The 24,483-nt window shown below is 68.7% G+C and carries 20 protein-coding genes; 13 read left to right on the forward strand and 7 right to left on the reverse strand.

Annotation, left to right across the window (positions count from 1 at the left end; genetic code table 11):
• Positions 1 to 43 precede the first annotated feature (43 nt).
• The 4 genes from ACWEIJ_RS39780 to ACWEIJ_RS39795 all read right to left on the reverse strand — a co-directional run bounded on the left by ACWEIJ_RS39780 (position 44) and on the right by ACWEIJ_RS39795 (position 3,739).
• On the reverse strand, positions 44 to 1,315 hold the full coding sequence (locus ACWEIJ_RS39780; protein ID WP_449842453.1) for a protein kinase domain-containing protein: 1,272 nt from the start codon (positions 1,313 to 1,315) through the stop codon (positions 44 to 46).
• A gap of 69 nt (positions 1,316 to 1,384) precedes the next feature.
• Entirely contained in the window at positions 1,385 to 2,617 is a 1,233-nt protein-coding gene (locus tag ACWEIJ_RS39785) for an ATP-grasp domain-containing protein (protein WP_449842454.1), read from the reverse strand.
• A gap of 97 nt (positions 2,618 to 2,714) precedes the next feature.
• Complete coding sequence (locus tag ACWEIJ_RS39790; protein WP_449842455.1) at positions 2,715 to 3,332, reverse strand: ScbR family autoregulator-binding transcription factor; 618 nt, start codon at positions 3,330 to 3,332, stop codon at positions 2,715 to 2,717.
• On the reverse strand, positions 3,329 to 3,739 hold the full coding sequence (locus tag ACWEIJ_RS39795; protein WP_449842456.1) for a nuclear transport factor 2 family protein: 411 nt from the start codon (positions 3,737 to 3,739) through the stop codon (positions 3,329 to 3,331). Before ACWEIJ_RS39795 ends, ACWEIJ_RS39790 begins: the two co-directional genes overlap by 4 nt.
• A 254-nt stretch (positions 3,740 to 3,993) precedes the next feature.
• Between ACWEIJ_RS39795 and ACWEIJ_RS39800 the strand changes: the two genes are divergently transcribed.
• The 4 genes from ACWEIJ_RS39800 to ACWEIJ_RS39815 all read left to right on the forward strand — a co-directional run bounded on the left by ACWEIJ_RS39800 (position 3,994) and on the right by ACWEIJ_RS39815 (position 9,655).
• Positions 3,994 to 4,302, forward strand: coding sequence for a helix-turn-helix transcriptional regulator (locus ACWEIJ_RS39800; RefSeq protein ID WP_355451334.1), 309 nt, complete (start codon positions 3,994 to 3,996; stop codon positions 4,300 to 4,302).
• A 149-nt stretch (positions 4,303 to 4,451) separates the two neighbouring features.
• Positions 4,452 to 4,970 (forward strand): lamin tail domain-containing protein, encoded by a 519-nt coding sequence (locus ACWEIJ_RS39805; RefSeq protein ID WP_449842457.1) that lies wholly within the window; start codon positions 4,452 to 4,454, stop codon positions 4,968 to 4,970.
• Between the two features lie 137 nt (positions 4,971 to 5,107).
• The gene (locus ACWEIJ_RS39810; RefSeq protein ID WP_449842458.1) at positions 5,108 to 5,743 is read left to right on the forward strand and encodes a lamin tail domain-containing protein; all 636 of its coding nucleotides are present in this window, start codon (positions 5,108 to 5,110) and stop codon (positions 5,741 to 5,743) included.
• Positions 5,744 to 5,926: 183 nt separating this feature from the next.
• Complete coding sequence (locus ACWEIJ_RS39815) at positions 5,927 to 9,655, forward strand: S8 family peptidase (RefSeq protein ID WP_449842459.1); 3,729 nt, start codon at positions 5,927 to 5,929, stop codon at positions 9,653 to 9,655.
• Here the strand turns inward: ACWEIJ_RS39815 and ACWEIJ_RS39820 are convergent.
• Positions 9,640 to 10,485, reverse strand: coding sequence for a helix-turn-helix domain-containing protein (locus ACWEIJ_RS39820; RefSeq protein WP_449842460.1), 846 nt, complete (start codon positions 10,483 to 10,485; stop codon positions 9,640 to 9,642). The two genes, ACWEIJ_RS39815 and ACWEIJ_RS39820, sit on opposite strands and share 16 nt — an antisense overlap.
• A 281-nt stretch (positions 10,486 to 10,766) precedes the next feature.
• Here ACWEIJ_RS39820 and ACWEIJ_RS39825 point away from each other — a divergent pair, with 281 nt between their 5' ends.
• From ACWEIJ_RS39825 to ACWEIJ_RS39840, 4 genes are all read left to right on the forward strand, one after another.
• Complete coding sequence (locus ACWEIJ_RS39825; RefSeq protein ID WP_449842461.1) at positions 10,767 to 12,191, forward strand: glycosyl hydrolase family 28 protein; 1,425 nt, start codon at positions 10,767 to 10,769, stop codon at positions 12,189 to 12,191.
• A gap of 13 nt (positions 12,192 to 12,204) precedes the next feature.
• Positions 12,205 to 13,593, forward strand: coding sequence for a glycoside hydrolase family 28 protein (locus ACWEIJ_RS39830; RefSeq protein WP_449842462.1), 1,389 nt, complete (start codon positions 12,205 to 12,207; stop codon positions 13,591 to 13,593).
• Positions 13,590 to 15,968: a TIM-barrel domain-containing protein gene (locus tag ACWEIJ_RS39835; protein ID WP_449842463.1), complete on the forward strand. Its 2,379-nt coding sequence runs from the start codon at positions 13,590 to 13,592 to the stop codon at positions 15,966 to 15,968. The genes ACWEIJ_RS39830 and ACWEIJ_RS39835 overlap by 4 nt, the downstream gene beginning before the upstream one ends.
• Before the next feature lie 62 nt (positions 15,969 to 16,030).
• Positions 16,031 to 16,813, forward strand: a complete 783-nt coding sequence (locus ACWEIJ_RS39840; RefSeq protein ID WP_449842464.1) for a dioxygenase family protein — start codon at positions 16,031 to 16,033, stop codon at positions 16,811 to 16,813.
• Here ACWEIJ_RS39840 and ACWEIJ_RS39845 read toward each other — a convergent pair.
• Positions 16,787 to 18,058 carry a PucR family transcriptional regulator gene (locus tag ACWEIJ_RS39845; RefSeq protein ID WP_449842465.1) on the reverse strand — a complete coding sequence of 424 codons (1,272 nt, stop codon included), beginning with the start codon at positions 18,056 to 18,058 and terminating at the stop codon, positions 16,787 to 16,789. The genes ACWEIJ_RS39840 and ACWEIJ_RS39845 overlap by 27 nt on opposite strands.
• A gap of 81 nt (positions 18,059 to 18,139) precedes the next feature.
• Here ACWEIJ_RS39845 and gabT point away from each other — a divergent pair, with 81 nt between their 5' ends.
• The 5 genes from gabT to ACWEIJ_RS39870 all read left to right on the forward strand — a co-directional run bounded on the left by gabT (position 18,140) and on the right by ACWEIJ_RS39870 (position 23,970).
• A complete protein-coding gene (gene gabT, locus ACWEIJ_RS39850; RefSeq protein WP_449842466.1) occupies positions 18,140 to 19,423 on the forward strand; it encodes a 4-aminobutyrate--2-oxoglutarate transaminase in 1,284 nt (427 codons plus the stop codon).
• Between the two features lie 52 nt (positions 19,424 to 19,475).
• The gene (locus tag ACWEIJ_RS39855; RefSeq protein ID WP_449842467.1) at positions 19,476 to 20,786 is read left to right on the forward strand and encodes an aldehyde dehydrogenase family protein; all 1,311 of its coding nucleotides are present in this window, start codon (positions 19,476 to 19,478) and stop codon (positions 20,784 to 20,786) included.
• Between the two features lie 99 nt (positions 20,787 to 20,885).
• Positions 20,886 to 21,848, forward strand: a complete 963-nt coding sequence (locus tag ACWEIJ_RS39860) for a LacI family DNA-binding transcriptional regulator (protein WP_449842468.1) — start codon at positions 20,886 to 20,888, stop codon at positions 21,846 to 21,848.
• Between the two features lie 68 nt (positions 21,849 to 21,916).
• Positions 21,917 to 23,053 (forward strand): glycoside hydrolase family 88/105 protein, encoded by a 1,137-nt coding sequence (locus ACWEIJ_RS39865; RefSeq protein ID WP_449842469.1) that lies wholly within the window; start codon positions 21,917 to 21,919, stop codon positions 23,051 to 23,053.
• Between the two features lie 374 nt (positions 23,054 to 23,427).
• On the forward strand, positions 23,428 to 23,970 hold the full coding sequence (locus ACWEIJ_RS39870; protein WP_449842470.1) for a CAP family protein: 543 nt from the start codon (positions 23,428 to 23,430) through the stop codon (positions 23,968 to 23,970).
• On the opposite strand, the gene ACWEIJ_RS39875 is transcribed toward ACWEIJ_RS39870, so the two are convergent.
• Complete coding sequence (locus ACWEIJ_RS39875; RefSeq protein ID WP_449842471.1) at positions 23,945 to 24,430, reverse strand: hypothetical protein; 486 nt, start codon at positions 24,428 to 24,430, stop codon at positions 23,945 to 23,947. The two genes, ACWEIJ_RS39870 and ACWEIJ_RS39875, sit on opposite strands and share 26 nt — an antisense overlap.
• Positions 24,431 to 24,483 lie beyond the last annotated feature (53 nt).

Here is a 24,483-nt window from a genome sequence, read left to right on the forward strand (position 1 = left end):
CCACCCGAGCCCCCAGCACCCCGCGTCCGATCCCCGACCGCTCTCAGGGCTTGGGGGTGTCCGACTTCTTGGTCGGCTTGCCCGGATCCCGGTCCTTGGTCGGCCGCACCGAGTCGGTGGTCTTGACCGGTTCCTGCGTCGTCGGCGCCGCGCTCGACCCCGGCGAGCCGGGACTCTGCGTGCTTCCGCTGCTCGGCGCCGTGCTCAACCCGGCGGAGTTGCCGGGCTGCGGCGCACCGGGCGCGCCCGGCGTCTGCACCACGGTCACCGTCGACGGCCCCACCGTGATCACCTGGGTGGCCGGTCCCGGCAACGGCTTGTCGTCGGCCGCGGGTGCCTCGCTCCCGCCACCGCCGAGGTTCGCGACCGCCACGGCCACCGCGGCGACGGCCACCGCGGCCGCACCGGTGATCGCCAAACGCTTGCCCCGCCGCGGGCGGGGCACCTCGGCGGGATCGGCGGAGACCGCCGCGTCCGGCAGCAACGCCGGCAGACCGCGGCTCGCCTCGTACGCGGCCGACAGCGACCGCGCGCACATCTCGGCGGTAGGACGGCGCCGGGGATCCATCTCCGTCATCGCGGTCAGCAGCGAGATCCACGCCAACGGCAGGTCGACGGGGATCCGCGGCGGACGCGCCAGCCGGGCCAGTGCGGCCTCGGCGTCGCCACCGGGATACTCAGCTCGTCCGGTCAGGCACTCCAGCAGCACCAGCCCGAGCGCGTAGACGTCCGCGGGCGGGCCGACCGTCGATCCCTTCACCTGCTCCGGCGCCAGGTACCCGGCGGTGCCGACGAGCACCCCGGACGTGGTCACCCGCGTCACCTCGGCCACCAGTGCGAGGCCGAAGTCCGCCAGGTAGGCCTGCTTCTCCTCGTCGTCGAGCAGGATGTTCGACGGCTTGATGTCGCGGTGCACCACGCCGAGCCCGTGCACGTGGTCCAGCACGGCGGCGATCTGCCCGCCGATGCGCGCCACGAACCGGGGCGGCAGCGGTTCGCGCATGCGCTGACGCAACGTGCCGCCGGTGATCTCCCGCATCACGAAGTACGGGCGGCGCGACACCGTGCCGGACGCGTACACCGGGATCACGCCGGGGCAGTCGAGCGCCGCGAGCATCGAGGCCTCGCGCTGCAACCGCAGCTCGTCGTCGGGCAGGCCGGGGCCGATGAAGACCTTGATGGCGACCGACGACGTCGTCGAGCGGTCGTAGGCGCGGTAGACCTCGGCCATGCCACCTGAACCGAGCAGAGAACCGACGACATACCGGTCGTCGATCACCGCGCCGGTCAGGTCGCCGTCCCAGGGTGCGCTCATGGGCCTCCGCTCGTCGCGCAGCAACCTAACGGGTCGCGTGGAATCACGGCTACCCGGCCGTCCTGAAGATCAAACTACGATCAGTGCGGCCTCGATCTCCCGCACCAACGCCTCATCACGTTCCAGCACTGACGTATCGGTGGTGGCCAGCACGACGTAACCGAGCGAGGTCCACAGGTCCTCCGTGCGCGGTACCTGCGAACCCTCGCGGTACGGCAGCACCGCGCGCTGGAAGCTCGGCAGCAACTCCGGCAGCGAGTCGAGCCGCACGGCGTTGCCCAGCTCACCGGCCGCGGGCGAGGACAGGTAGACGGACTTCACGTGCTGGTGCCGGGTGTACCGCCAAACGTCAACGTCGCCATCCACTCGGTGGCGGACCATTCGGGTGATCTGGCTCTCCTGAGCGCCGATCATCGTCAGCTCCTGCTGCTCGGCGCCGGCCAGCCGCGCGCCGATCTCGATCAGCCGCGGGCCGTCGGGGGTGACCATGACCTCGACGTGCGCGGGACCGTTGCGGACGCCGGTCGCGTCCAGCACCCGGCAGACGTACTCGAACAGCACGTCGACCACCGGGTCGTCCGCGGGCATCAGCGTGTTGGACAGGTAGATGCCGAGCCGGTCGCCGCGGCACTCCTTGGCGTAGCGCCACACCGCGGCCAGGCCGTGCCGTCCGTCGATCGAGTAGGTGTCGACCTCGTACTCGGTGCCGACCGCGAGCTCCTGCACCAGCACGCGGTCGTTGCGGATGTTCAGCTTGTTGACGCTGCCGAGGATCCGGTCGAACTTGGCCCGCCAGTCGTCACCGGGCCGCGCGACGAACACGTCGTCCGTACCGCCGCTCTCCTGCGGCTTCAGCACGATCGGCGAGTCGGCGAGGCCTTCCCTGCGCAGCCACGCGGCCACCTCGGCGGCGTTGTCGGAGCTGATCTGCCGCAGGTGCGGGACGTCGGCCGACCTCAACGCCACCGCCATCTGCCACTTGTCGCGGCGCGCGGACGACAGGGCGAGCACGTTCGACCGGCCGGGGGTGATCAGCTCGGACAACGCCTCCGCGGTCTCGACACCGGTCTCGGTGCCCGGCACGACGGCGATCGGCTCGTGCACGGCGAGCTTCGACGCCAGTTCGTCGAGGTCGGTCAGCACGTGGACCTCGCGGTAGTTCTCCGGGATCCACGAGCCGGCGAGGCCGGCGGGTGGCTCGGGAGTGGTCAGCACCGCGATCGCCTCGACGCCACGTTCGGCGAACGCGGGCGCGATGCCCTTGCCTGCCGAGTACGGATCCACCACGACGATGCTCGCCACCACTGCTCCTCTAGATCGTAAAGACATCTTCCGAACGAGGAGCACAACAGCGGTGGCGTGACCAGGCATTCCTGTCTCGATTGGGCCGAGACGACCGTCACTCGAATCGCAACGTCTCGTAGACAGAAGCTGTCACCAGACAGCTAGCAGACGCCTTCCAGACGCGGGCGAGCCGGGTGCGCAGATCCGTGCCGCCGCTCAACGCCTGCGCCACGAACTGCAGTCCGAGCAGCTCCGCGACGAGCTGCTCGGCCGCATGCCGGACGTTCACCCCGGACCGCAGCTCACCGCGTTCCCGCGCCTGCGAGAGCAGGTCCCGCACGACCGCGATCCAGCCGACGACCTGCGCGGCGGCCGCGACGTCGAAGAACACCGCCTCCCGCAACAGCTTCGCGCTCACCCGCACGGTGAGGTCGGAGTCGAGCCTGCGGACGAACTCGAACGACATCGCGATCAGCGCCTGCATCGGCGACGTCTCGACGGCGAGCTGCTCGTCGCGCAACCGGTGCCACAGCAGGGACTGCTCCTCGATGATGGCGACGCCGAGCGCCTCCTTGGAGCGAAAGTGGCAATACAGCGCGCCTTTCGACACATCGGCCCGCGCGCACACGGCGGTGAGGCTCGATCCCGCGAACCCGTCGCGGTCGAACACCTCCGCCGCGGCACGGAGAAGCTTCGCCCGAGTGCGCGTCGATCGCTCGCGTTTGACGCTCATGCCTCGGTCCGCGCGGCGCCGGTCGCCAGTGCCACCGCCAGCGTGTCGGGCATGTGCCAGTACTGCTCGATCTCTCCCAGGTGCACCGAGAGCACCGCGGCGAAGCGCACTTCCGCCTGCTCACCGGTGGCGAGGACCCGCCACCGCGCCCAACCGACCACGGCCGCGTCACCTCCGTCGACGATCACCTGGCGCACCGAGAGCTGCTCCAGGTCGAACGTGGCGAACAAGGTCAGGAACTGGGACTCGACCTCGCGGCGGGTACGCGGGCCAGGCGCCCATCTGACGCCGCCCGGATCGGGCGACTCCCATTCCACGGTCGGCGCGCACAACCGCGCGATGCCCGGTGCGTCCTGCGCCGCCAACCGCGAGAGGAACACCTGCACCACTTCGACCGTCGAGAGCATTTTCTCCACCTTCTCACCCCGGTCATTGCTGTCGCAACGATCACGGTCCTGCATACACTAGCGGCGGGCGCACATTGTGGGCACGCACACCCCATTGGCCCAGTTGCGTTTCACCCAAACATCCGATCGGATGATTCAGTCGGTACGCGAACTTTCAACGACCGCCGGTATCACCGCATTGCACGGACCGAACTCCCAGGTTCTGCGGCATGGTGGATGACGCACCCGCCATCTCACTGAAACGGAGCAGAACCGTGCTCAAGGCAGTCCATCGAGCCCACGAGCACCAGGACACCCCGCCGATTACCGCCTTGATTCCACAGGCGCGGCGGGAGCAGGGCCTCACCCAGCGCGAACTCGCGGACCTGTTGTGCGAGATCTCACAAAACGACAGCGTCACCCGTGAAGAAGTGTCGAGATGGGAACGCGGTAAACGCATTCCCGGCCCCTACTGGCGTGCCTGGATCAGCGCGGCGCTCGATGTGCCGCACGCCGAGGTCGACCGGGCCGCGGTGCTCGAACGGGAATCTCGCAGGACGAGGAACGAAGACCACTCCCACTAGCGGAGCGCGGGCAGACGGCAGGGGTCTGCCCGCCCGCTGGCAGGGGCGGTGCCCTGCGGCCGCTGTGGCGCCGCCCCTCCCACAAGTCCCAGGCAGGAAGGACCTTTGGCCCCCTGTGCGTCCGCGCACAGGGGGCCAAACTGCGATCTGTGATCCCCTTCGGAAACTTGGTCGTAACGTTGTTACTACTTGCCGGTGGCACGTTCGGCAGCACACCGGGGGTTTCCCCGGTGAAGGTCAACGAGATCGAGCTCGGACCTGCCGGATTCGTCGAACTGCGCAACACCGGCACCACTGCGGCAGACATCGGAGGATGGACGGTCCAGTCCTGCTCCGGCCCAGCTGCGCGAATCCTCGCCACCATCTCACCCAACACCGTCCTACCTCCGGGTGAATACTTCGTGATAGTGGGCAGTGCGTTCAGCGGAACAGTGCCCAACGGCCTCGTAGTGGACACCGTGGACGGAACCGGCGTAATCGCCAGGAACCGGTACGGCGCGCACACCGACAGCGTGGGATTGAGCACCTCGTCGCCGTGCCGCGAAGCAGGTGCCGCGACGCCCTGCACCGATTCCTCGCTCGGCCGCGACAGCGCCTCCCGCGACACCGATCAGAACTCGGTCGACTTCGCGTGCCGAATTCCTTCTCCCGGCGAAAACAATCTGTAACCTATCTGAAATGGCCCCTTTCGAGTCCGAACAAATCCGAGCAAAGTCAGTCCCAGCGGCAAGACAGGTCGTTCCCCTCGACCCAGGTGCCGCGTGCGAGAAAACCCCGAATTCACTTTCTCGAAGGGACTGGAACAATGCGTCGACTGCTGAGCGGTGCCGCCGCTCTCGCATTCGCGAGCACCATCGCGTTCGCGGGCATGGCGACCGCGGCCGAGGAGCCTCAGGGCCCCGACGTCATGGCCGTGCCCGCCGTGCTCATCAACGAGGTCTCCACGATGGGCCCGAACGGACCGCTCGACGAGGCGATCGAGCTCATCAACACCACGGACCAGCAACTCGACCTCACCAACTGGGTGTTGAAGATCTACAACCAGCAGAACCAGGTCATTCAGACCATCCCGCTGATGGACGCGCTCGGCCAGCCGATCGTGCTCGCGCCCAAGAACAACGTCGGCAGCACGCTCGTGCTGACGGGCGCCGACTTCTCCGGCACGGTGAGCACTCCTCACGTTCTCCCGGTGAACTTCCTCGGCACCGAGGGCATTCCGGTCTACGGCGGTGTCGCGATCTTCGGCAGCAACTCCCCGACCGCTTTCAAGATCGACGGCGTTGCGTTCTCGTCGAGTGCGATCACCCCGAAGGAAGGCACGAACGCTGCTCCGGAAACCGCGCAGACCGCCGCGCTCGGCGGATCGAACACGCGCAACATCCTGAGCCAGGACACGAACAACAACCAGCGTGACTTCTCGCTGCAGGTGCGCACCTTCTAAGAGATCCGCAACGGAACCGTCCAGCGGGTGCACCTGAGCGCCCTGGCCGTCGCCCCTCGACGGCCAGGGCGCCCTTCTGCGTGTGGCGCGAAGTCGCCAACGGCGACTAACCGCCGCTTTCCCCTGTTCCGCAAGGAATTCCGGCCCCTCATCCTGCTGTGAACTGATCACAGGGAGGGCGCCGTGTTCCGACACGTTCTGGCACTTGCCATCGCCGCGGCCACGCTCGTCGCACCACCGGCGTCCGCAGCGTCACCACCACCGCAGGCCCAAACATCCGAGGCATCGCACCGGATCACGCTGATCACCGGCGACGTCGTGGACTACACCGAACGCGCCGACGGCCGCAAGACCGCGCAGATCCACGCCGCGCCGCGGGAAGGCGAACCACCGGTCTTCCACACCATGACGACGGCCAAAGGTCTCTACGTCTACCCCTCGGACGCGATCGGGGCCGTCACGTCCGGCACCGCCGAACGCACCCTGTTCAACGTCACCGAGCTCGTCCGCACCGGCCAGTCCGACGACCGCACCGCCACGGTCCCGGTGCTCGTGACCGGCGGCTTCTCCGCCAGCGCGCACACCAGGATCAGCAGCCTCAACGCGTCGGGCGTCCGCGTGGAGAAGGCGAAGGCGCAGGAGTTCTGGCGCACGCTCGACATGAGCGCGAAATCGGGGACGCGGCTGCTCTACGACCGGCCGATCCACCTCGCGCTCGACCAGACCACCAAGCAGATCGGCGCACCGGCGGCGTGGGCGGCCGGCCTGAACGGCACCGGCGTCACGGTCGCCGTCGTCGACACGGGCATCGACGCGAACCACCCCGACGTCGCCTCGAAGATCACCGCGGCGGAGAACTTCTCCGACGAACCGGACGTCGTCGACCGGCACGGCCACGGCACCCACGTCGCCTCGATCATCGCGGGCACGGGCACCGGTTCCGGCGGGAAGTACCAGGGTGTCGCCCCCGCGGCGAAGCTGGTGATCGCCAAGGTGTTCAACGGTGCCGGTGAGGCCGCGACCTCACAGGTGATGGCGGGCATCGACTGGGCGGCGCACTCCGGCGCGAAGATCGTCAACCTCAGCCTCGGCGGCGACGTCACCGACGGGTCCGACGAGCTCAGCGCACTGGTCGACCAGCTCTCCGCCGAGACGGGGGTGTTGTTCGTGGTGGCGGCGGGCAACAACGGTCCGGCCGGGCGCTCGGTCGCCTCACCCGGTGCCGCGGCGGCCGCGCTGACCGTCGGCGCGGTCGACCGGCAGAACAAGCTGGCCCCGTTCAGCAGCACCGGTCCGCGCATCGGCGACGCGCACGTGAAGCCCGAGATCAACGCACCGGGTGTCGGCGTCGTGGCCGCCCGCGCCGCCGACACCTCCATGGGCGCTCCGGTCTCCGACCTCTACACGGCGGCGTCCGGCACCTCGATGGCCACCCCGCACGTCGCGGGCGCCGCCGCGTTGCTGTTGCAGCAGCACCCTGACTGGAACGGCCAGCAGCTGAAGAACGCACTGGTGACCAGCGCGGCCGACGTGGGCATGTCCTGGTACGAGCAGGGTGCGGGACGGCTCGACGTGGCCCGCGCGGTCACGCAGAAGGCCACCGCCACCGCGTCCGCGAGCTTCGAGCGGTACGAGAAGGGCACCGGCGGCACCCTCACCCGCGAACTCGCCTACACCAACGACTCCGACACTCCCCTGGCCCTCGACCTCACCGCGACCACCAAGGGCTGGGACGGCAAACCCACCACCGCGTTCAAGCTCAGCACCGCGAAGCTCACGATCCCGGCCCGCGGCAAGGCCTCCGCGACCCTCACCCTCGACCCCGAGGCCGGTCCGGCCGGCGTGTACGGCGGTACCGTCACCGCCACCGGTCCCGGCACCACCCTCCGCACGCCGGTCAGCGTCTACGAGGCACCGCAGACGTTCCCGGTGTCGGTGCACGTCCGCGACAGCGCGGGCAAGGCGCCGGCGCCCGCGTTCGGGCAGCTGATCGACGACTCCAACGGCGGTGACGACGTCAACGACCCGTTCGACGACACCGTGGACTACGTCTTCGACGTGGTGAACGGCGAAGGCATCACGAACGTGCCGAGCGGGCGCTACTCCGCCGTGAGCTGGGCGACCGAGAACACCGCGGGCGTCCGCCGCTGGTCGGCGCTCGCCGCGCCCGAACTGACCGTCACCGGTGCCCAGGACGTCTCGCTCGACGGCCAGAAGACCGTGCCGATCGAGGTCGTGCCACCGGGTCCGGCCGAGCAGCGCGACCGCACCGTGACGATGCGCCGCGTGCTGCCCGCCCAGGGCGAGAAGCAGCCGCTGATCACCGAGACCGCCGCCGTGCTCGGCACCGCGCCGTGGGAGATCCGCGCGACCCCGGCCGCCGCGGCCAAGCAGGGTGCGATCTCGTTGCAGGACAACGTGACCCTGCAGACCGCCACGGTCACGCTCACCGCCGGCGGACGGACGCTCACGACCGACAGCGATGTCGCCGCGCTGTCCGCGAAGTGGCCGGGAGACCTCACCGACGGCATCAAGGTCGTCAAGATCAAGCCGGACACACCCGCCAACATGGTCAAGGCCGCCAACGCCGCCGCGACCGCCGCGGCGCAGGAGGGCAAGAAGGCGCTCGTGTCCTATGTGGACCAACCGAGCGCACTCGCGCTCACCGGGCTCGCCGGCACCGCGCTGCCGTCGTTGAGCGTCAGCAACGCCGACGGCGAGTTCCTGGCGAAGCAGACCGCGATCAAGCTCAGCGTGAAGGCCGCGCCGGAGTCGGTGTTCAACCTCAGCTACCTCGACGCCAACGGCATCCCCGCCAACCACCGCGCGGTCGTCGACCCGGCGAAACTGGTGCTGCGCAGGACCTCCTACCACGCCGACAAGCCCGGCCTGACCGTGCAGAAGACGTGGTACCCGTTCCCGACCGGGCTCTGGCAGACCCAGATCCTGCGCGGCACCTCGTTCACCCCGCCCGCCGCGTGGAACGAGTACATCGGCCCCGGCGACGACCGCATCGTCTGGAAGCGCTCGGTCACGTTGAGCGGCACGGACACCAAGGGCACCCGCGCGGCCATGACGATGTACCAGGAGAACGTGTTCCGCACAGGTCAGGCGCCCGCCGTGGAACGGTGGTTCGCGGGCCCGATGCACAGCACCGCGATCGACCTGCAGTCCGACCACCCGGCGCGCTACCCCGCCGCCGGCGACTCGTGGCGGCAGCTCTGCTCGAACTGCCGGACCGGTGACACGTTCGTCCCCGCTCTGCAGTGGACGGACGACAGCCCCGGCCACTACACGAACCCCTACCAGAACAGCAAGTACTTCACGACGACCAAGGTGCGGCTGTTCGAGAACGACCGCGAGGTCGCGCAGAACCAGGAACCGCTCGCGTACTACCCGACCTTCCCGATGTCACCGAACCCGGCCACGTACCGCTTGGAGAGCGTGGAGACCCAGGCGCCGGGAGCGGTCGCGGGCGCGATCAACCCGATCCTGTTCACCCTGGCCCCGCGCACCGAGACGACGTGGACGTTCAAGTCGCAGCGGTCGCTCAACCCGCCGCCGCGCGGGTACCTGTGCCACCAGGGCCAGCCGGCCTGCCAGTTCCAGCCGCTCATCGCACTCCGGCACGACCTGCCGCTCGACCTCACCAACTCCGCACCCGCGGACAAGCCGTTCGTCTACCACGTGTCCGCGACGAACAGCTCACCCGTGACCGTGGTGAAGGTGCAGTGGTCGGCCGACGGCGTGTCGTGGCGGCAGGCGGCCGTCCAGCCGGACGGCGACCGCTGGCAGGTCACCATCGACAAGCCCAGCGGTGACGTGTGGCTGCGCACCGACGCCCGCGACGGTGCCGGGAACACGGTCACGCAGACCATGCAGAAGGCCTTCCGGACTCACTCCGGTGGCTGAGGTGGTGGGAGCAGGGAACTAGCACCTCTGGCCGCGGCGCGCAGACCCGCCTGAAAACGGGTCTGCGCGCCCAGTTCGTCCATCAACCGGTGCAGCCGCCGCTGGAACGTGCGATAGCTCAGCCCGAGCTGCTTCGCGATGCTGCGGTCCGGCAGCCCCGTCGCGAGCAGCGCGAGCAGCCGCGCGTCCGCGATCGACATCTCGTTCGACGTGGGCTGGCCCGGCAGCGACAGCGGCACGGCGTCCTCCCACAGCCGCGCGAAGAGCGCTCCCAGCGAGTCGAGCAAGGCCGACCGGTGCACGATGACCGCGCTCTCCAGCGTCGTCTCCGTGCTGTGCAACGGGATCAGGCCGAGGTTCGCGTCCGCCAGGATCATCTTCGTCGGCGCGACCGCGACGACCCGCGCCTCCTCCCCCAGCGACAGACCCATTTCCAGGTCGGCGCGCAGGTCGTGCAGCTCCAGCGCCTGGCGTTCGTAGATCCCGCGGAACCGCACACCGCGGGTGAGCAGCTCCTCCTCCACCGGGTGCAACGACGTCGGCGGCCTGGCGTACGGCGGCTTGTCGACGAAGCACACCTCCTGGCGAGCCGTGCGCATCACCTGGTCGACGCGCCGCGAGATCGCCTCCGGCCCGTGCACCACCTCGACGAGGTCCGCGGGAGCGCGCACACCGGCCGCGCGCTCGTACCGCACCTGCAGCTCCCCGGCCAGCAACCGCTCCCTGCGCAGGTCGTCCTCGCGGTGCAGGAAGTACGTCGCCAGCGCCACGTCCGGCGCGACGGCCGTGTGCAGCCCGTTGACCTGGTGCACGAAACCCAGATCGGTCAAGGACCTCAGCGCAGCGCGAACCGGCCGCTCAGTCAGTTCTGTGGCAAGACAAAGCTCCGTCACACCCAGTTGGTACGAGTCCACGAGCGTCTCGTAAACCGCGAGTTCCGCCGGCCGCAATCCGAGCACACAACCCAGTATGCCGACTTCGGGTCGCCGTTGACGCGGGGCCGGAACGAGGTGCAGACTACCGTGAAAAGGTTTACAACGCCGTTTCATCGTTGTGAACTCGCCGCCGCCGTTCGCTGTTGTACCAACGCACGCGTGCGAAAGGACGGCCAATGGAGACCAACCGCCGCGACTTCCTCAAAGTCGCCGGTGCCACCGCCGGTGTGACGATGCTGTCCGGGTCGTTGCTCAACGCACCCATGGCGTCGGCCGAGGAACACGCCGCGACCCCGCTGGCCGAGTCGCCGTGGGACCAGGTGCCCGCGATCCTCGCGAAGATCGTTCCGCCCACGTTCCCCAACGCCAAGTTCGACATCACCGCGTACGGCGCGAAGGGCGACGGCAAGACGAAGAACACCGACGCGTTCAAGAAGGCCATCGAGGCCTGCAACGCGGCCGGCGGCGGCCAGGTCGTCGTGCCCAAGGGCAGCTTCCTCACCGGCGCGATCACCCTGCTGAGCAACGTGAACCTCGTCGTCTCCGACGGCGCGACCATCAAGTTCTCCACTGATCCCAAGGACTTCCCGCTGGTCTACACCCGGTGGCAGGGCATCGAGTGCATGAACTTCTCGTCGTTCATCTACGCGCGCAAGGCCGAGAACATCGCGATCACCGGTTCCGGCCTGATCGACGGTCAGGGGCCGTCCGGACCGTGGTTCGACTACGACGACAAGCGGCAGCCCGACTGGGAGCAGCTGCAGAAGTGGGCCGTGGACAACAAACCCGTGACCGACCGCAGGTTCGGACTCGGCCACTACCTCAAGCCGAACATGGTCACGCTCTACGAGTGCAAGAACATCCTCGTCGAGGGCGTGCAGCTGCGGAACTCGGCGATGTGGAACGTGCATCCCGTGCTGTGCAGCAACGTGACGGTCCGCGACATCTTCGTCTACAGCCGCGGCGGCATGGTCGACGGCTGCGACCCGGAGGCCTCGCAGTACGTGCACATCACCGGCTGCCGGTTCGACACCGGTGACGACGGCATCGCGATCAAGGCGGGCCGCGACGTCGACGGACGGCGTGTCGGCGTGGCGAGCGAGAACATCGTCATCGAGAACTGCTCGTTCGAGGGCCGCTGGGGCGCGCTGACGGTCGGCAGCGAGATGTCCGGTGGCGTGCGCAACGTGTTCTTCCAGGACTGCACGGTGAAGAAGGGCTCGTCTTACAAACCGTTCCACGTGCTGTACATCAAGACGAACAAGCGGCGCGGCGGCACCGTGGAGAACATCCACGCGCGGCGGATCAAGGCGAGCGACGTCGACCGCGAGGCGATCAACGTGACGCTGAACTACAGCCTCACCGGCCCCGGCTACGGCCCGATCGTGAACCCCAAGGTGCAGAACATCACCGTCGACGGCTTCACCGTCAACGGGGTCAAGAAGACCGCGGTCACGCTCGACGGCCTGACCGAGTCGCACATCAAGGGCGTGGTGATCTCCAACAGCACCTTCACCGACGTGACCACGGCCAAACCCAGCATCAAGAACGCGGACGGCACCACCTTCACGAACGTCACCATCAACGGCAAGAAGGTCTGAGGAGAGCATCCCCGTGTCCTTGTCACGTCGTGATTTCGCGCGTGTGTCCGGCCTGACGGCCGCCGGTCTCCTGCTCCCCGCAGGCGTGGCGGCCGCGGCACCCGCACTGGGCCGGGACCCGTGGCGGGAAGTGCCGCTGATCCTGGCGCGCATCTGCCCGCCACGTTTCCGCAGGAAGGACTACGACGTCACCGCGTACGGCGCGAAGGGTGACGGCCTCACCAAGAACACCGAGGCGTTCTACCGCGCGATCACGGCGTGCCACCAGGCCGGTGGGGGACGTGTCGTCGTTCCCGCGGGCACGTTCCTCACCGGCGGCATCAGGTTGTTGTCCAATGTGGAGCTGCACGTGAGCGAAGGCGCCACGGTCAAGTTCTCCACCGACCCGAACGACTACCTGCCGCTCGTGCTCACCCGCTGGGAGGGCACGCTCTGCTACAACTACCAGCCGTTCATCTACGCGTTCGAGGAGAAGAACATCGCGATCACCGGTCGCGGCACCGTCGACGGCGACGCCGTCTCCGGCACGTGGGCGAGCTGGGGCGCCGGCTCCACGGCGTTGCTGCGACAGTGGGGCGAGGACGGCGTCCCGGTCGAGGAACGCGTTCTGGGCGTGGGCAGGAACATGCGCCCGAACATGATCCAGTTCTTCCGCTGCCGCAACCTGCTCGTCGAGGACGTGCACCTCCGCAACCCGGCGATGTGGTCGCTGCACTTCGTGTTCTCGCAGAACATCACCGTGCGGCGGGTCGAGATCTACTCCACGAACTCGCAGGGCGACGGTGTCGACCTCGACTCGTCGTCGTACGCGCACGTGCACGACTCGAAGTTCAACACCAACGACGACTGCGTCGTGGTGAAGTCAGGACGGGATGCCGACGGACGGCGGGTCGGCATCCCGTCCACCCACGTCGTGGTGGAGCGCTGCAAGTTCTCCGGCCGCTGGGGCGGGATCACGATCGGCAGCGAGACGTCCGGCGGCGTTTCCAAGATCTTCTGCCGGGACTGCGAGATCAACGCGCCGGACTTCCCCGGCCGTTATCCCGTGAAGCACGCGCTCTACGTCAAGACCAACTCCGACCGCGGTGGCGTGATCGACGGCGTGCACCTGCGGAACGTCTTCGGGCAGAACGTCGAGCGCGAGATCCTGTTCGTGTCGATGTACTACCAGAACGGCGGCACCAAGGGCTTCTTCCCGCGGATCGACAACGTGACCGTCGACCGGATGCGGATCAACGGCGGCAAGCTCGCCGCCTGCTTCCGCGGATTCCCCGAGCAGCACATCAGGAACGTGCAGATCACCAACTCCGCGTTCACCGCCATCACCGAGCCGAACCTCATCGAGAACACCGACGACCTGGTGTTCCGCAACACGACGATCAACGGGGTGGTGCCGGCATGAGGTACCTGTTGACGCTCTTGCTGATCGCCGCCGGGCTGTCCGCCGGCGCACCGATCGCCACGGCCCACGCCGGGCTGTCGTGGAAGGCCGTGAACAGCCCGTTCGCCCTGGACTTCCAGGACGGCCGGCGGACGCTGACCGGCCAGCGCGAGACGGTCTACCGGCTCGCGGACGGCACTCAGCACTCGTTGACGAACGTCGTGGCGCAGAAACGGGTTCCCGGCGGCGTGCGGTACGTCGTGGCGACGACGGAGGCGTCCAGGACCGCCTCCGTCGTCGTGACCCGCACTCCTCGCGGCCTGCGCGTGGGATGGACCTTGGAGCCCGCCACCGGGGTCGCGCAGGTCTCCGCGAACCTCACCGGGTCGCTGGAGGAGCACTTCCTCGGCGGTGGCGCGCACACGATGTTCGTTGACCTGCAACGACGTGTGCTGCTGGACAAGGCCGTGTTCGTCGGTGCGTCGACGTTCGGCAAGTGCAACAAGAACGGCGCGCCTTCGACGTTCTTCATCTCCAGCGCGGGTTACGGCGTCTACGCGGACACTCACGCCATCGGCCGCACGGCGTTCCCCGGTGCACTCCCCGACGACCACTGCGGGGACAAGCCCGCGCCGTGCCCGGTGACGTTCGGCGTGCCCGACCGGATCCAGCTGTGCTTCAAGACCTCCCGGCTCGACTACGAGGTCTACGCGGGCTCGCCGGCCCAGGTCAACACGGCGTACTTCGGGAAGGTCGGCCTGCCGACGCTGCCGCCCGCGCGGCAGTTCGCGCTGACGAAGTGGCGGGACAAGTACAACCACTCGGACGAGGTCGTCGAGGACGTCACGCAGTTCCAGGCACGTGGAGTGCCGCTCAACACGCTCTGGGTCGACAACCCGTGGGAGCAGGGACCGGAGGGCGCCCGGCCGACCTACGCGTGCATCGGCGCGTTGAAGTTCGACAAGACGATGTACCCGGATGCGCAGGGCACGATCGACTGGATGCGTTCTCGTGGCGTGAACATGGGTGTGTGGGTGGCGCCGTTCCTGAGCAAGACCTCGGACGGCAAGGAATGCCCGCACGACTATCCCGCCGGTTCTTTCGCGCAGTCCGACCGCACGAACGTGTGGGACATCGACCTCACGAACCCGGTGGCGCGCGCCCATTACGAGGCCAAGCTGGAAGCCGTGTTCCGGATGGGCGTGAACTTCGTCAAGGGCGACCGCGGCGAGGAGCACAACTTCGAGGAGACGACGTTCGCGGGCGGTCCCGGCACCTTGATCCACAACCAGTACCCGTTGCTGTACGCGGAATCCGTGGTGAAAACGCTGCGGAAGGTGCACGGCGACGACTACACGACGTTGTTCCGGGCCGGCGGCGACGGCATGCCCGCGCTGCTGCACGGGTTCTGGCAGGCCGACGCGGACATGAGCTTCGACGGACTGCGGCTGTCCACCCGGCGCGGCATGAACTCGTGGATCTCCGGCCACCCCGTGCAGGGCTCGGACACCGGCGGTTACCGCAACCTCGGCGGTGGCCCGTCGGAGTCGCTGTTCGTGCGGTGGTCGCAGATGTCCGCGGTGTCGCCGGTGTTCCAGGTCGGCAGCTCCGGGCGCAACTCGACGCCGTGGGTGTACGACACGGCGACGTTCGACCGGTTCCGCCGCGCCGCCGTGCTGCACTACGAGCTGTTCCCGTACCTGTACGCGCAGGCGGTCCACGCCTCCCGCGACGGCACACCGATCACCCAGCCGATGGCGTTCCAGTACCCCGGCTCGGCCGAGGCCTGGAAGGCCGACCAGCAGTTCATGGTGGGACCGGACCTGCTCGCGGCTCCGGTGACCGCTGATCGCGCCGAGACCGACGGCTCGGCCGGGAAGCCGACACCGGTCGACGTGTGGCTGCCGTCCGGCGAGTGGATCGACCTGTTCTCCGGTGAGCGGGTCTCCGGTGGGCGCACGATCACGCGGGAGGCCGGTCTGGACGAGTTCCCGCTGTACCTGCGGGCCTCCGCCGCCATGCCGTTCAACTTCCGCACGCCGGACGTCTGGGCCGAGCCGTGGGGTGTCAACGACCTGGACCGCGAGGACCGCGCGGGCTGGCTCGTGTCGCCTGGAGCGGACGGCCGGTTCGGCGACCTGCAGGTCCGCTCGTTCGGCAAGCACCTCCTCGTGACGCTGCGGGACGCGCCCGCCGAGTCGCAGCTGATGGTGCCGGCGAACGTGACGCGCGTCGTGATCGACGGGAGGCCGCTGCCGGCGTCGACCGTCGAGGAGCTGCGCGGCAAGGCAACGGGCTGGGCGTCTGTCTCCTCAACGCCCGGCACGTTCGGCGGCACGGTGCTGAAGCTCAATCCCCGACACGGTTTCAGCACCGTGCTGCTCTCCACGGGGTGAGACCAGCGTCTTGACAGGTGCGCCACAGGCGGCTCACAGCAAGCGGCCGCAGTCTGGTTCCCATGACGGACAACCACGACCGCGGCCTCCAGTTCGACCTCGCCACGCTCTTCGGACGAAGGCGGGCGTTGACGATGCTCGGCGGCGCAGGCCTCACCCTCGTGGCCTGCGCCCCGTCGACCACGACGACGGCCTCGACCACCACCGGTTCCGGGGGCGCGCTGGAGACGATCCCCGAGGAGACCGCCGGGCCGTACCCCGGTGACGGCTCGAACGGCCCCAACGCCCTGAGCCAGAGCGGCATCGTGCGTTCGGACATCCGCTCCAGCTTCGGTTCGTCGTCGCGCACGGCCGAAGGTGTGCCGCTGAACATCGAGCTGACCGTCCAGAAGGCCGACGGCGAGCCGTACGCCGGTGCCGCCGTGTACCTGTGGCACTGCGACATCAACGGCGACTACTCGATGTACTCGGACCGCGTGAAGAACGAGAACTTCCTGCGCGGCGTGCAGGAGACGGACTCTGCCGGCAAGCTCAAGTTCGTCAGCGTCTTCCCCGGCGCCTACTCAGGGCGCTGGCCGCACGTCCACTTCGAGGTCTACCCGTCGCTCACCGAGGCCACCAAGGCCGGCAACAAGATCACGACCTCGCAGCTCGCGCTGCCCGAGACGACGTGCAAGGAGGTCTACGGCACGACCGGGTACACGCAGAGCGTCCAGAACCTGTCGCGGACGTCGCTCAAGCAGGACATGGTGTTCCGCGACGGCGTCGACCACCAGATGGCGACGATGTCGGGCGACGTCCGGTCCGGCTACACGGCGTCACTGACCTTCGCGGTTGAGGGCTAGCCACAGTTCCGCGCGCAGGCCGGGCGAGTCCAGCGAGCGGTGCAGCGCCTGCTCGGCCTTGCGGACGCGGTTGCGCAACGTGTGCCGGTGCACGCCGAGCTCCGCGGCGGCGGGGTCCCAGGCGCCGTGGTGGGAGAGCCAGACCTTCAGCGTCTGCCGGGTCTCGGCGTCGAGGGGGCGCAGCAGCGCTTCCGCGAACCCTGCCGGGATCTCCAGCTCTCCGGCGAAGTCCTCCCACCGGCGGATGCCCGCCCGGCGCACCTGGCGGGCCTCGGCGAGTCCTCTGGCGACTGACGTCTGGTCCACTTCGGACGAACTGAATCCGTCTGGTTGCTCGGACAGCACGACGATGTCCTTCTCGTGCTCGGCCCAGAAGACCTCGCCGTCCGGCGGTTCGTCCACAAGAGACACCCGGAACCGCTCGGGCAGGCCCTCGACCGGCAGCCCGGCGAGCAGCAGCCGGAACTGGGCCGACCGCACCTCGCGCTGCGCGGCGTCCACGGCGTCGTTCTGGGCGAGCGCGAGGGTCAGCAGCGACGCCGCGGTGTTGACGATGCCGATGTCGGTGTCGAGCGGTTCGGACGTGCCGACGGCGAGCACGCCCCTGGCCCGGCTGCCCAGCACCTGCAGGAACACGTGCGTCCCCGCGATCTCGAACGCCGCGCTGGCCAGGCCGCCGGCGGTGCGCAGCCTGGCGACCTCGGCGGTGAGGTCGGGAGCCACGCGCGGGTTGTGCGTGTGGACGGGCCGCCCGGTCGCGTCGAGCAGCACGATCCAGCCGTCGATCCACTGGCCGAGCCTGCGCACCACGCCGGCGACGCCCGTGCGGACAGCGGCACGGGTCAGGGCGCGCTGGGCCTCGCTGATGCGGGTGAGGGCCGCGTACTCGTCGGCGGCGACGGCCTTCGACACCGCCTTGCTGATCGCGATGAACGGCACGTCACGCGGCACCTCGACGAGCCCGAGCCCGGTCGCCCCGGCAGCCTCCACCAGGGCGGGCGGCACGACGTCGTGGCTCAGCCCGGTGCCGAAACCGAGCCCGACGACCCCGGCGCGGACGAGCCGGTCGACGTAGTCCGCGCTGATCGTGGCGAGACCGGTCGTCAGCAGCAGCTCGCCGCCCTCCAGGAACGGCGTGGGGTCCGCGAGCTCCGTGCCGTGCACCCACGCCACCGGCTTCGACAGGTCCCCGGCCAGCACCGGCAACCCCAGCGAGCGGGCGAGTTCGTGCAGCGTGATGGGCATGCGCCAATTTGTACAACCAACCACATACCGTTGGCCATTTCTGACACTGCGCACGCCGCTGACCAGGCCCATGCTGAGCACATGACCCGACTGCGCACCGCGATCCCCGGCCCCAAATCGCTGGAACTCCAGGCGCGGCGAAAAGCAGCCGTCGCCTCGGGTGTCGGCAGCACCCTGCCCGTCTACGTCGAGTCGGCCGACGACGGCCTGCTGATCGACGTCGACGGCAACCAGCTCATCGACCTCGGCTCCGGCATCGCCGTCACGAACGTCGGCAACCCGGCGCCCGCGGTGGCCGAGGCCGTGCACGCGCAGATCGACAGGTTCAGCCACACCTGCTTCATGATCACGCCCTACGAGGGCTACCTGGAGGTGTGCGAGGAGCTGAACCGGCTCACGCCCGGCGACCACGAGAAGCGGTCGGTGCTGTTCAACTCCGGCGCCGAAGCCGTGGAGAACGCGGTCAAGATCGCGCGGCACGTCACCGGCAGGCAGGCCGTCGTGGTGTTCGACCACGGCTACCACGGCCGCACGAACCTCACGATGGCGTTGACCGCCAAGAACATGCCGTACAAGCACCGGTTCGGGCCGTTCGCGCCCGAGGTGTACCGGGTGCCGGCGTCCTACCCGCTGCACGACGGCCTGACCGGTGCCGAGGCGGCGGCGAAGGCGATCGCGGCGATCGAGAAGCAGGTCGGCGCGGACAACACCGCCGCCGTCGTGATCGAGCCGATCCAGGGCGAGGGCGGGTTCATCGCGCCCGCTCCCGGCTTCCTGCCCGCGGTCGCGCAGTGGTGCCGTGAGCGCGGCGTGCTGTTCGTCGCCGACGAGATCCAGACCGGTTTCTGCCGCACGGGCTCCTGGTTCGCCTCCGACCACGAGGACGTGGTGCCGGACCTGATCACCACGGCCAAGGGCATCGCGGGCGGCCTGCCGCTCGCCGCCGTCACCGGTCGCGCCGAGATCATGGACGCCGTGCACGTCGGCGGATTGGGCGGCACCTACGGGGGCAACCCCGTGGCGTGTGCTGCTGCGTTGGGTGCCATCCGCACGATGCGCGAGCGCGACCTCAACGCTCAAGCCCGCCGCATCGAGGAGACCGTGGTCGGCAGGCTCAAGGCCGTCGCGGAGAAGACCGACATCATCGCGGAGGTCCGCGGCCGTGGTGCGATGATCGCCATCGAGTTCACCGAACGCACGCCCGAAGTCGCCGCCCGCGTGGCGAAGGCGTGCCACGACCAGGGTGTCGTCGTGCTGACGTGCGGCACCTACGGCAACGTGATCCGCCTGCTGCCCCCGTTGGTCATCCCGGACGACCTGCTCGCCGAGGGCCTCGACGTGCTCGAAGGAGCCCTGCTCGCATGACCGCCGACCGCACCCCCGAAGGCCTGGACGTCCGCGAAGGAGCCTCACCCGCATGATTCCCTTCCACACCGCGGAAGACGTCGAGAACGCCGTCGCCAAGGCATCCGCCGTCGCCCCCGAGTTCGCCGCGCTGCCCGCGCACCGCCGTGCCGCAGCCCTGGACCACGTCTCGCGGCGCCTGGCCGAGCGCGCCGAGGAGTTCGCGCAGGCCATCAACGACGACTCCGGCAAGCCGCTCAAGTGGGCGCGCGTCGAGGTGACCCGCGCGATCTCCACGTTCCGCTGGGCCGCCGAGGAGGCGCGCCGGTTCTCCGGCGAGCTGCAGCGCCTCGACACCGACCCGTCCGCCGAGGGCCGCCTCGCCCTGGTGCGCCGGGTGCCGCGCGGGCCGGTGCTGGGCATCGCGCCGTTCAACTTCCCGCTGAACCTGGTGGCGCACAAGGTCGCCCCGGCACTCGCGGTCGGCGCGCCGATCGTGCTCAAGCCCGCGCCCGCCACCCCGAAGGCCGCGTTCCTGCTCGGCGAGCTGCTGGCCGAGACCGACCTGCCCGACGGCGCGTGGTCCGTCCTGCACCTGTCCAATGAGGACACCGCGCGGCTCGTCGAGGACCCGCGGCTGCCGGTGGTGTCGTTCACCGGTTCCGGCCCGGTCGGCTGGGGCATCAAGGAACGCGTGCCGCGCAAGCACGTCACGCTGGAGCTCGGCGGCAACGCGGCCGCGATCGTCGCCCCCGACTGGCAGGACGTCGAGTTCGCCGCGCAGCGCATCGCCACGTTCGCGATGTACCAGGCGGGTCAGTCGTGCATCTCGGTGCAGCGCGTCTACGTCCACACCGACGTCTACGACGCGCTGTCCGAAGCGATCGTGCAGCACGTGCACAAGCTCGACGTGGCCGGCGACGTCGGCCCGTTGATCAACGACGCCGCGGCGGACCGCGTCGAGGCGTGGGTGCAGGAGGCCCAGGCAACGGTCCTGACCGGCGGCACCCGTGACGGCCGCACCTACGCGCCCACCGTGCTGACCGACGTGCCGGAGGACGCGAAGGTGAGCGCCGAGGAGGTCTTCGGCCCGGTCGTGACGCTGACCAGGGTGGACTCCGTCGAGGAGGCCTTCGACCGCGTCAACGCCTCCCGCTACGGCCTGCAGGCCGGCCTGTTCACCACCGACGTGCGGCTGGCTTTCCGCGCCGCGCAACGACTCCAGGTCGGCGGCGTGATCATCGGCGACGTGCCGAGCTACCGCGCCGACCAGATGCCGTACGGCGGCGTGAAGGAGTCCGGCATCGGCCGTGAGGGACTCCGCGCGGCCATGGAGGACCTGACGGAGCCCCGCGTGCTGGTGCTGACCGGCCTGGAGCTCTGACCCCGAGTCGTGGGCCTGGCGGCGCCCCGCCAGGCCCACGACGTCCAGCAGAGATCCGATGAATGGGTCGATCCCGACCTTGACTGCGATGATGCACCGGTGGCCGTCACCATCAGGGATGTCGCTCGCCAGGCTCAGGTCTCCGTCTCGACCGTCTCGCGCGCGCTGAGCGCGCCGGGCCTGGTGAAGGAGACCACCCGGCAACGGGTCCTCGACGTCGTGGCCGGACTCGGCTACCAGCCCAACCGCGCCGCGCGCAGCCTGATCACCGGCAGGACCGGGAACCTCGGCATCGTCGTGCCCGACCTGGAGAACCCGTTCTACCCGGCCGTGCTGCGCGGCGTGCAGACCCGCGCGGGCGAGGCGAGCGCCTCGGTGTTCTTCTGCGACAGCAGGGAGGACCCCCAGACCGAGGCCGAGCTCGTCCGCGCGATGGCGGCCCAGGTCGACGGCGTGGTGCTGTGCTCACCGCTGCAGTCCGACGACGTGATCGCCGAACTGGCCGAGCTGACCCCGCTGGTGCTGATCAACCGCACGGTGCCGGGCGTCTCGTCGGTGCTGATGGACAGCGCGTCCGGCATGGACCAGGTCGTCGCCCACCTGGAGTCGTTGGGCCACAAGGAGTACGTCTACCTCGGCGGCCCAGCGCTGTCGTGGTCGCACAACCGCAGGCTGCAGGGCCTGCGGAACCGCGCGCCGGTGCTGGGCCCGTTCGAACCGAACTTCGCCGGCGGCCTCGCCGCCGCACAACAGGCGCTGAAGACCGGCGCGACCGCGTTCATCGCCTACAACGACCTGATGGCCCTGGGCGTCCTGAGCTACCTGGCCGCGCACGAGATCAAGGTGCCGCAACAGATCAGCGTGACGGGCTTCGACGACATCCTCTACGCCGCCATGTGCTCCCCCTCCCTCACCACGGTCGCCATGCCGACCGAGGAGGCCGGCGAGGTCGCCGTGGACCTCCTCATCGCCCGCCTCGACGGAGCCCAGCCCGAAAGCCGCGAACTCCCGACAAAGCTCGTGTTCCGCGCAAGCACCCGCATACATCCGATGTCCGCTTGACGTGGTCCAAACCACAGGGGATGCTCATCCTCGCCTCCGCCGCCATGGGCAAGTAGGAGGAGCACGTCGTGAGGACAGCACGTTTCCTCGGCATTCTCGCCGTGTCGCTGGCACTGATCGCCCCGGCGAACGCCACCGCCGCCGCACCACCGTCGGACTGGTCGAAAGCGGTGGTCGACTCGACCATGAAACGCTTCACCCCGGACAAGCTCGGCGGCTGGGGCTACACCCGCGGCCTGTACCTGTACGGCCAGTACCTCGTCTACAAGCGCACCGGCGACAAGAGGTACCTGGACTACATCAAGGCCTGGGTGGACCGCTTCGTGAAGGCCGACGGCAGCATCGACAACAGCTTCAACAACCTGGACTCGATGCGCTCGGCCACCCTGTTCATCATCCTGAACCAGGAGACGGGCCAGGCGAAGTACAAGAAGGCCGCGGACAAGCTCCGCGCCCGCTTCACCTCGTACCCGCGCACGTCCGACGGCGGCATGTTCCACGCCACCAGCAAGGTCGGCCAGCTGTGGGCGGACGGCGTCTACATGGCACAGCCGTTCATCGCCATGTACGCCAAGGCCTACAACCAGCCGTACGGCTATGACGAAGCCGTACGCAACATGAAGACCTACTTCGCCCACCTCAAGTCGGACGACGGCCTGCTCTGGCACGCCTACGACGCGGACGGCTCGGAGTCCTGGGCGAAGAACCCCGGCAAGCACTCGTCGGAACACTGGGCCCGCGCCATCGGCTGGTTCGGCATGACCGCGATCGACCTGCTGGAGATCCTGCCCGCCGACCACCCCGGCAGGGCCGACCTCATCAACATCGTCAAGCACCTCGCCACCGGCTACGCCCGCTTCCAGGACCCGGCGACGGGCCGCTGGTGCCAGATCGTCGACAAGTGCTCGAACTCGAAGAACTGGACCGAGACCTCAGCGTCGTCGATGTACACCTTCATGCTCTCGCGCGGCGTGGAACGCGGCTACCTCGACGCGTCCTACAAGACCGTGGCCGACAAGGGCTACCAGGGCGTCCTCGCCAAGGTCTCCGTCGGCTCCGACGGCCTGACCAACATCAAGGACATCTCCGAAGGCACCAACGTCGGCGACGCCGACTACTACTACGGCCGCGCGCGAAACACGAACGACTTCCACGGCCTCGGCGCTTTCCTAATCATGAACGAACAGCTCACCCACACCAGCTAGGTTCACTCCAGCCGCGAGGGAGTCTCTTCGGGCGACTCCCTCGCGCGGCCGGTCGGAGTGCTTCCTAGTCGTACCCGCGAATGTGACCGTCCTCGTCCGCGAGAATTTCGTGGCGCTCCATCTCCCAGCTCCTTCCGTCGTGGCTGACATCACAAAGGTAGAGCCCCGAGGGCGTCCTGTGGAGTGAATTTGCAACGCAACCGGGGTATCACTCACCAACGCAGGGGAGTCGTAGGGGTGACCCCCACCACACCCCCGCCGCGTGACGTGCGTCATACCCGCAGGCGACACAACGGCTACGCTCCGCCTATCGAGACGACAGTTTTGCGCCAACGGGTTGCCTTCCCTACCCCATCCGGGGGACAAAACAAGCCATGCGAACGATGCTCACCGTGATCGCCGTGGCCTCGCTGCTCGTCACCCCGGCCACCCCGGCCCTGGCCGCAGACCCGGTCGCCAAGACCGTGGAACTCCTCAACGCCTACCGCGCAAAGCACGGCGTGGAACCTCTCTCCCTCGATTCGGAGGTGACGCGAACAGCCCAGGAATGGGCAGATCACCTTCACGAATCCGACGCCTTCGAACACCGCCCGGACAACCCGTACGGCGAGAACCTCTACTGGACCAGCACCCGCACCCGCGCCCTCGACACCGTCGCGGCAAAAGCGCTGCAAAACTGGTACGGCGAATCCAGCGGCTACGACTACACCGAAGAGATGACCGCGGACAACATCGACTACAGCGTCATGCACTTCACCGCAATGGTCTGGAAGTCCTCCACCAGGGTCGGCGTGGGCCTCAAGCAGGGCACCAACGGCACCTACGTGGTCGTCAACTTCGCCGAACGGGGCAACACCCTGACCCAGTTCGTCGCGAACGTCCTCCCGCCGGTCAGCGCAGCCCAGCAGTCTCCGTGACCGCCCGCAAAGCCGCCACCACAGCCGAGAACGGCGGCAAGAACGGCCGATCCCGAGGGTCGTCCCCCAACCACCGCACCATCCCACGATCAATCCGCGATGGCGGCAACGGCACCAACGTCCCCAACCGATGCGTCAACGCCCCCCGAGCCCGCAACCGGATCAAGTTGACCTGCGAAGCCTCATCAGCCGACTCGGTGAGGAAGAGCCATCGCCGAGAAACCCCAGGCAGCACCACAACGGGCCCGGCCAGCAGCCGAACCGACAGGTAGTGCTGCACCTCCCCGCCGATCCCCGCGCCCATCTCCACCGCGGAGACCTGATGATCAGTGGTCAGCAGCAGCCGGTTCTCCGACCGCAACACCAACCACCCCCAGTCCGAGCAACGCTCAAGAGCACCGGAAAACGTGTCGAGCTGCGGCAGCACTCCCTGAGGTGACATTCCCTTAGGCGAGTTCATGGATCTCACCCTCACTATCGGCTTGAGTGTGATGTAACCCCGATCACATGATT

The organism is Lentzea sp. NPDC004789 (assembly GCF_053601075.1).

Bases quoted from the DNA above. Each gene is read 5' to 3' on its own strand.
- ACWEIJ_RS39875 (WP_449842471.1), bottom strand. From the start codon at position 24,430: ATGAACTCGCCTAAGGGAATGTCACCTCAGGGAGTGCTGCCGCAGCTC.
- ACWEIJ_RS39855 (WP_449842467.1), top strand. From the start codon at position 19,476: ATGATTCCCTTCCACACCGCGGAAGACGTCGAGAACGCCGTCGCCAAG.
- ACWEIJ_RS39795 (WP_449842456.1), bottom strand. From the start codon at position 3,739: ATGCTCTCGACGGTCGAAGTGGTGCAGGTGTTCCTCTCGCGGTTGGCG.
- ACWEIJ_RS39840 (WP_449842464.1), top strand. From the start codon at position 16,031: ATGACGGACAACCACGACCGCGGCCTCCAGTTCGACCTCGCCACGCTC.
- ACWEIJ_RS39870 (WP_449842470.1), top strand. From the start codon at position 23,428: ATGCGAACGATGCTCACCGTGATCGCCGTGGCCTCGCTGCTCGTCACC.
- ACWEIJ_RS39825 (WP_449842461.1), top strand. From the start codon at position 10,767: ATGGAGACCAACCGCCGCGACTTCCTCAAAGTCGCCGGTGCCACCGCC.
- ACWEIJ_RS39810 (WP_449842458.1), top strand. From the start codon at position 5,108: ATGCGTCGACTGCTGAGCGGTGCCGCCGCTCTCGCATTCGCGAGCACC.
- ACWEIJ_RS39845 (WP_449842465.1), bottom strand. From the start codon at position 18,058: ATGCCCATCACGCTGCACGAACTCGCCCGCTCGCTGGGGTTGCCGGTG.
- gabT (WP_449842466.1), top strand. From the start codon at position 18,140: ATGACCCGACTGCGCACCGCGATCCCCGGCCCCAAATCGCTGGAACTC.
- ACWEIJ_RS39835 (WP_449842463.1), top strand. From the start codon at position 13,590: ATGAGGTACCTGTTGACGCTCTTGCTGATCGCCGCCGGGCTGTCCGCC.
- ACWEIJ_RS39780 (WP_449842453.1), bottom strand. From the start codon at position 1,315: ATGAGCGCACCCTGGGACGGCGACCTGACCGGCGCGGTGATCGACGAC.
- ACWEIJ_RS39790 (WP_449842455.1), bottom strand. From the start codon at position 3,332: ATGAGCGTCAAACGCGAGCGATCGACGCGCACTCGGGCGAAGCTTCTC.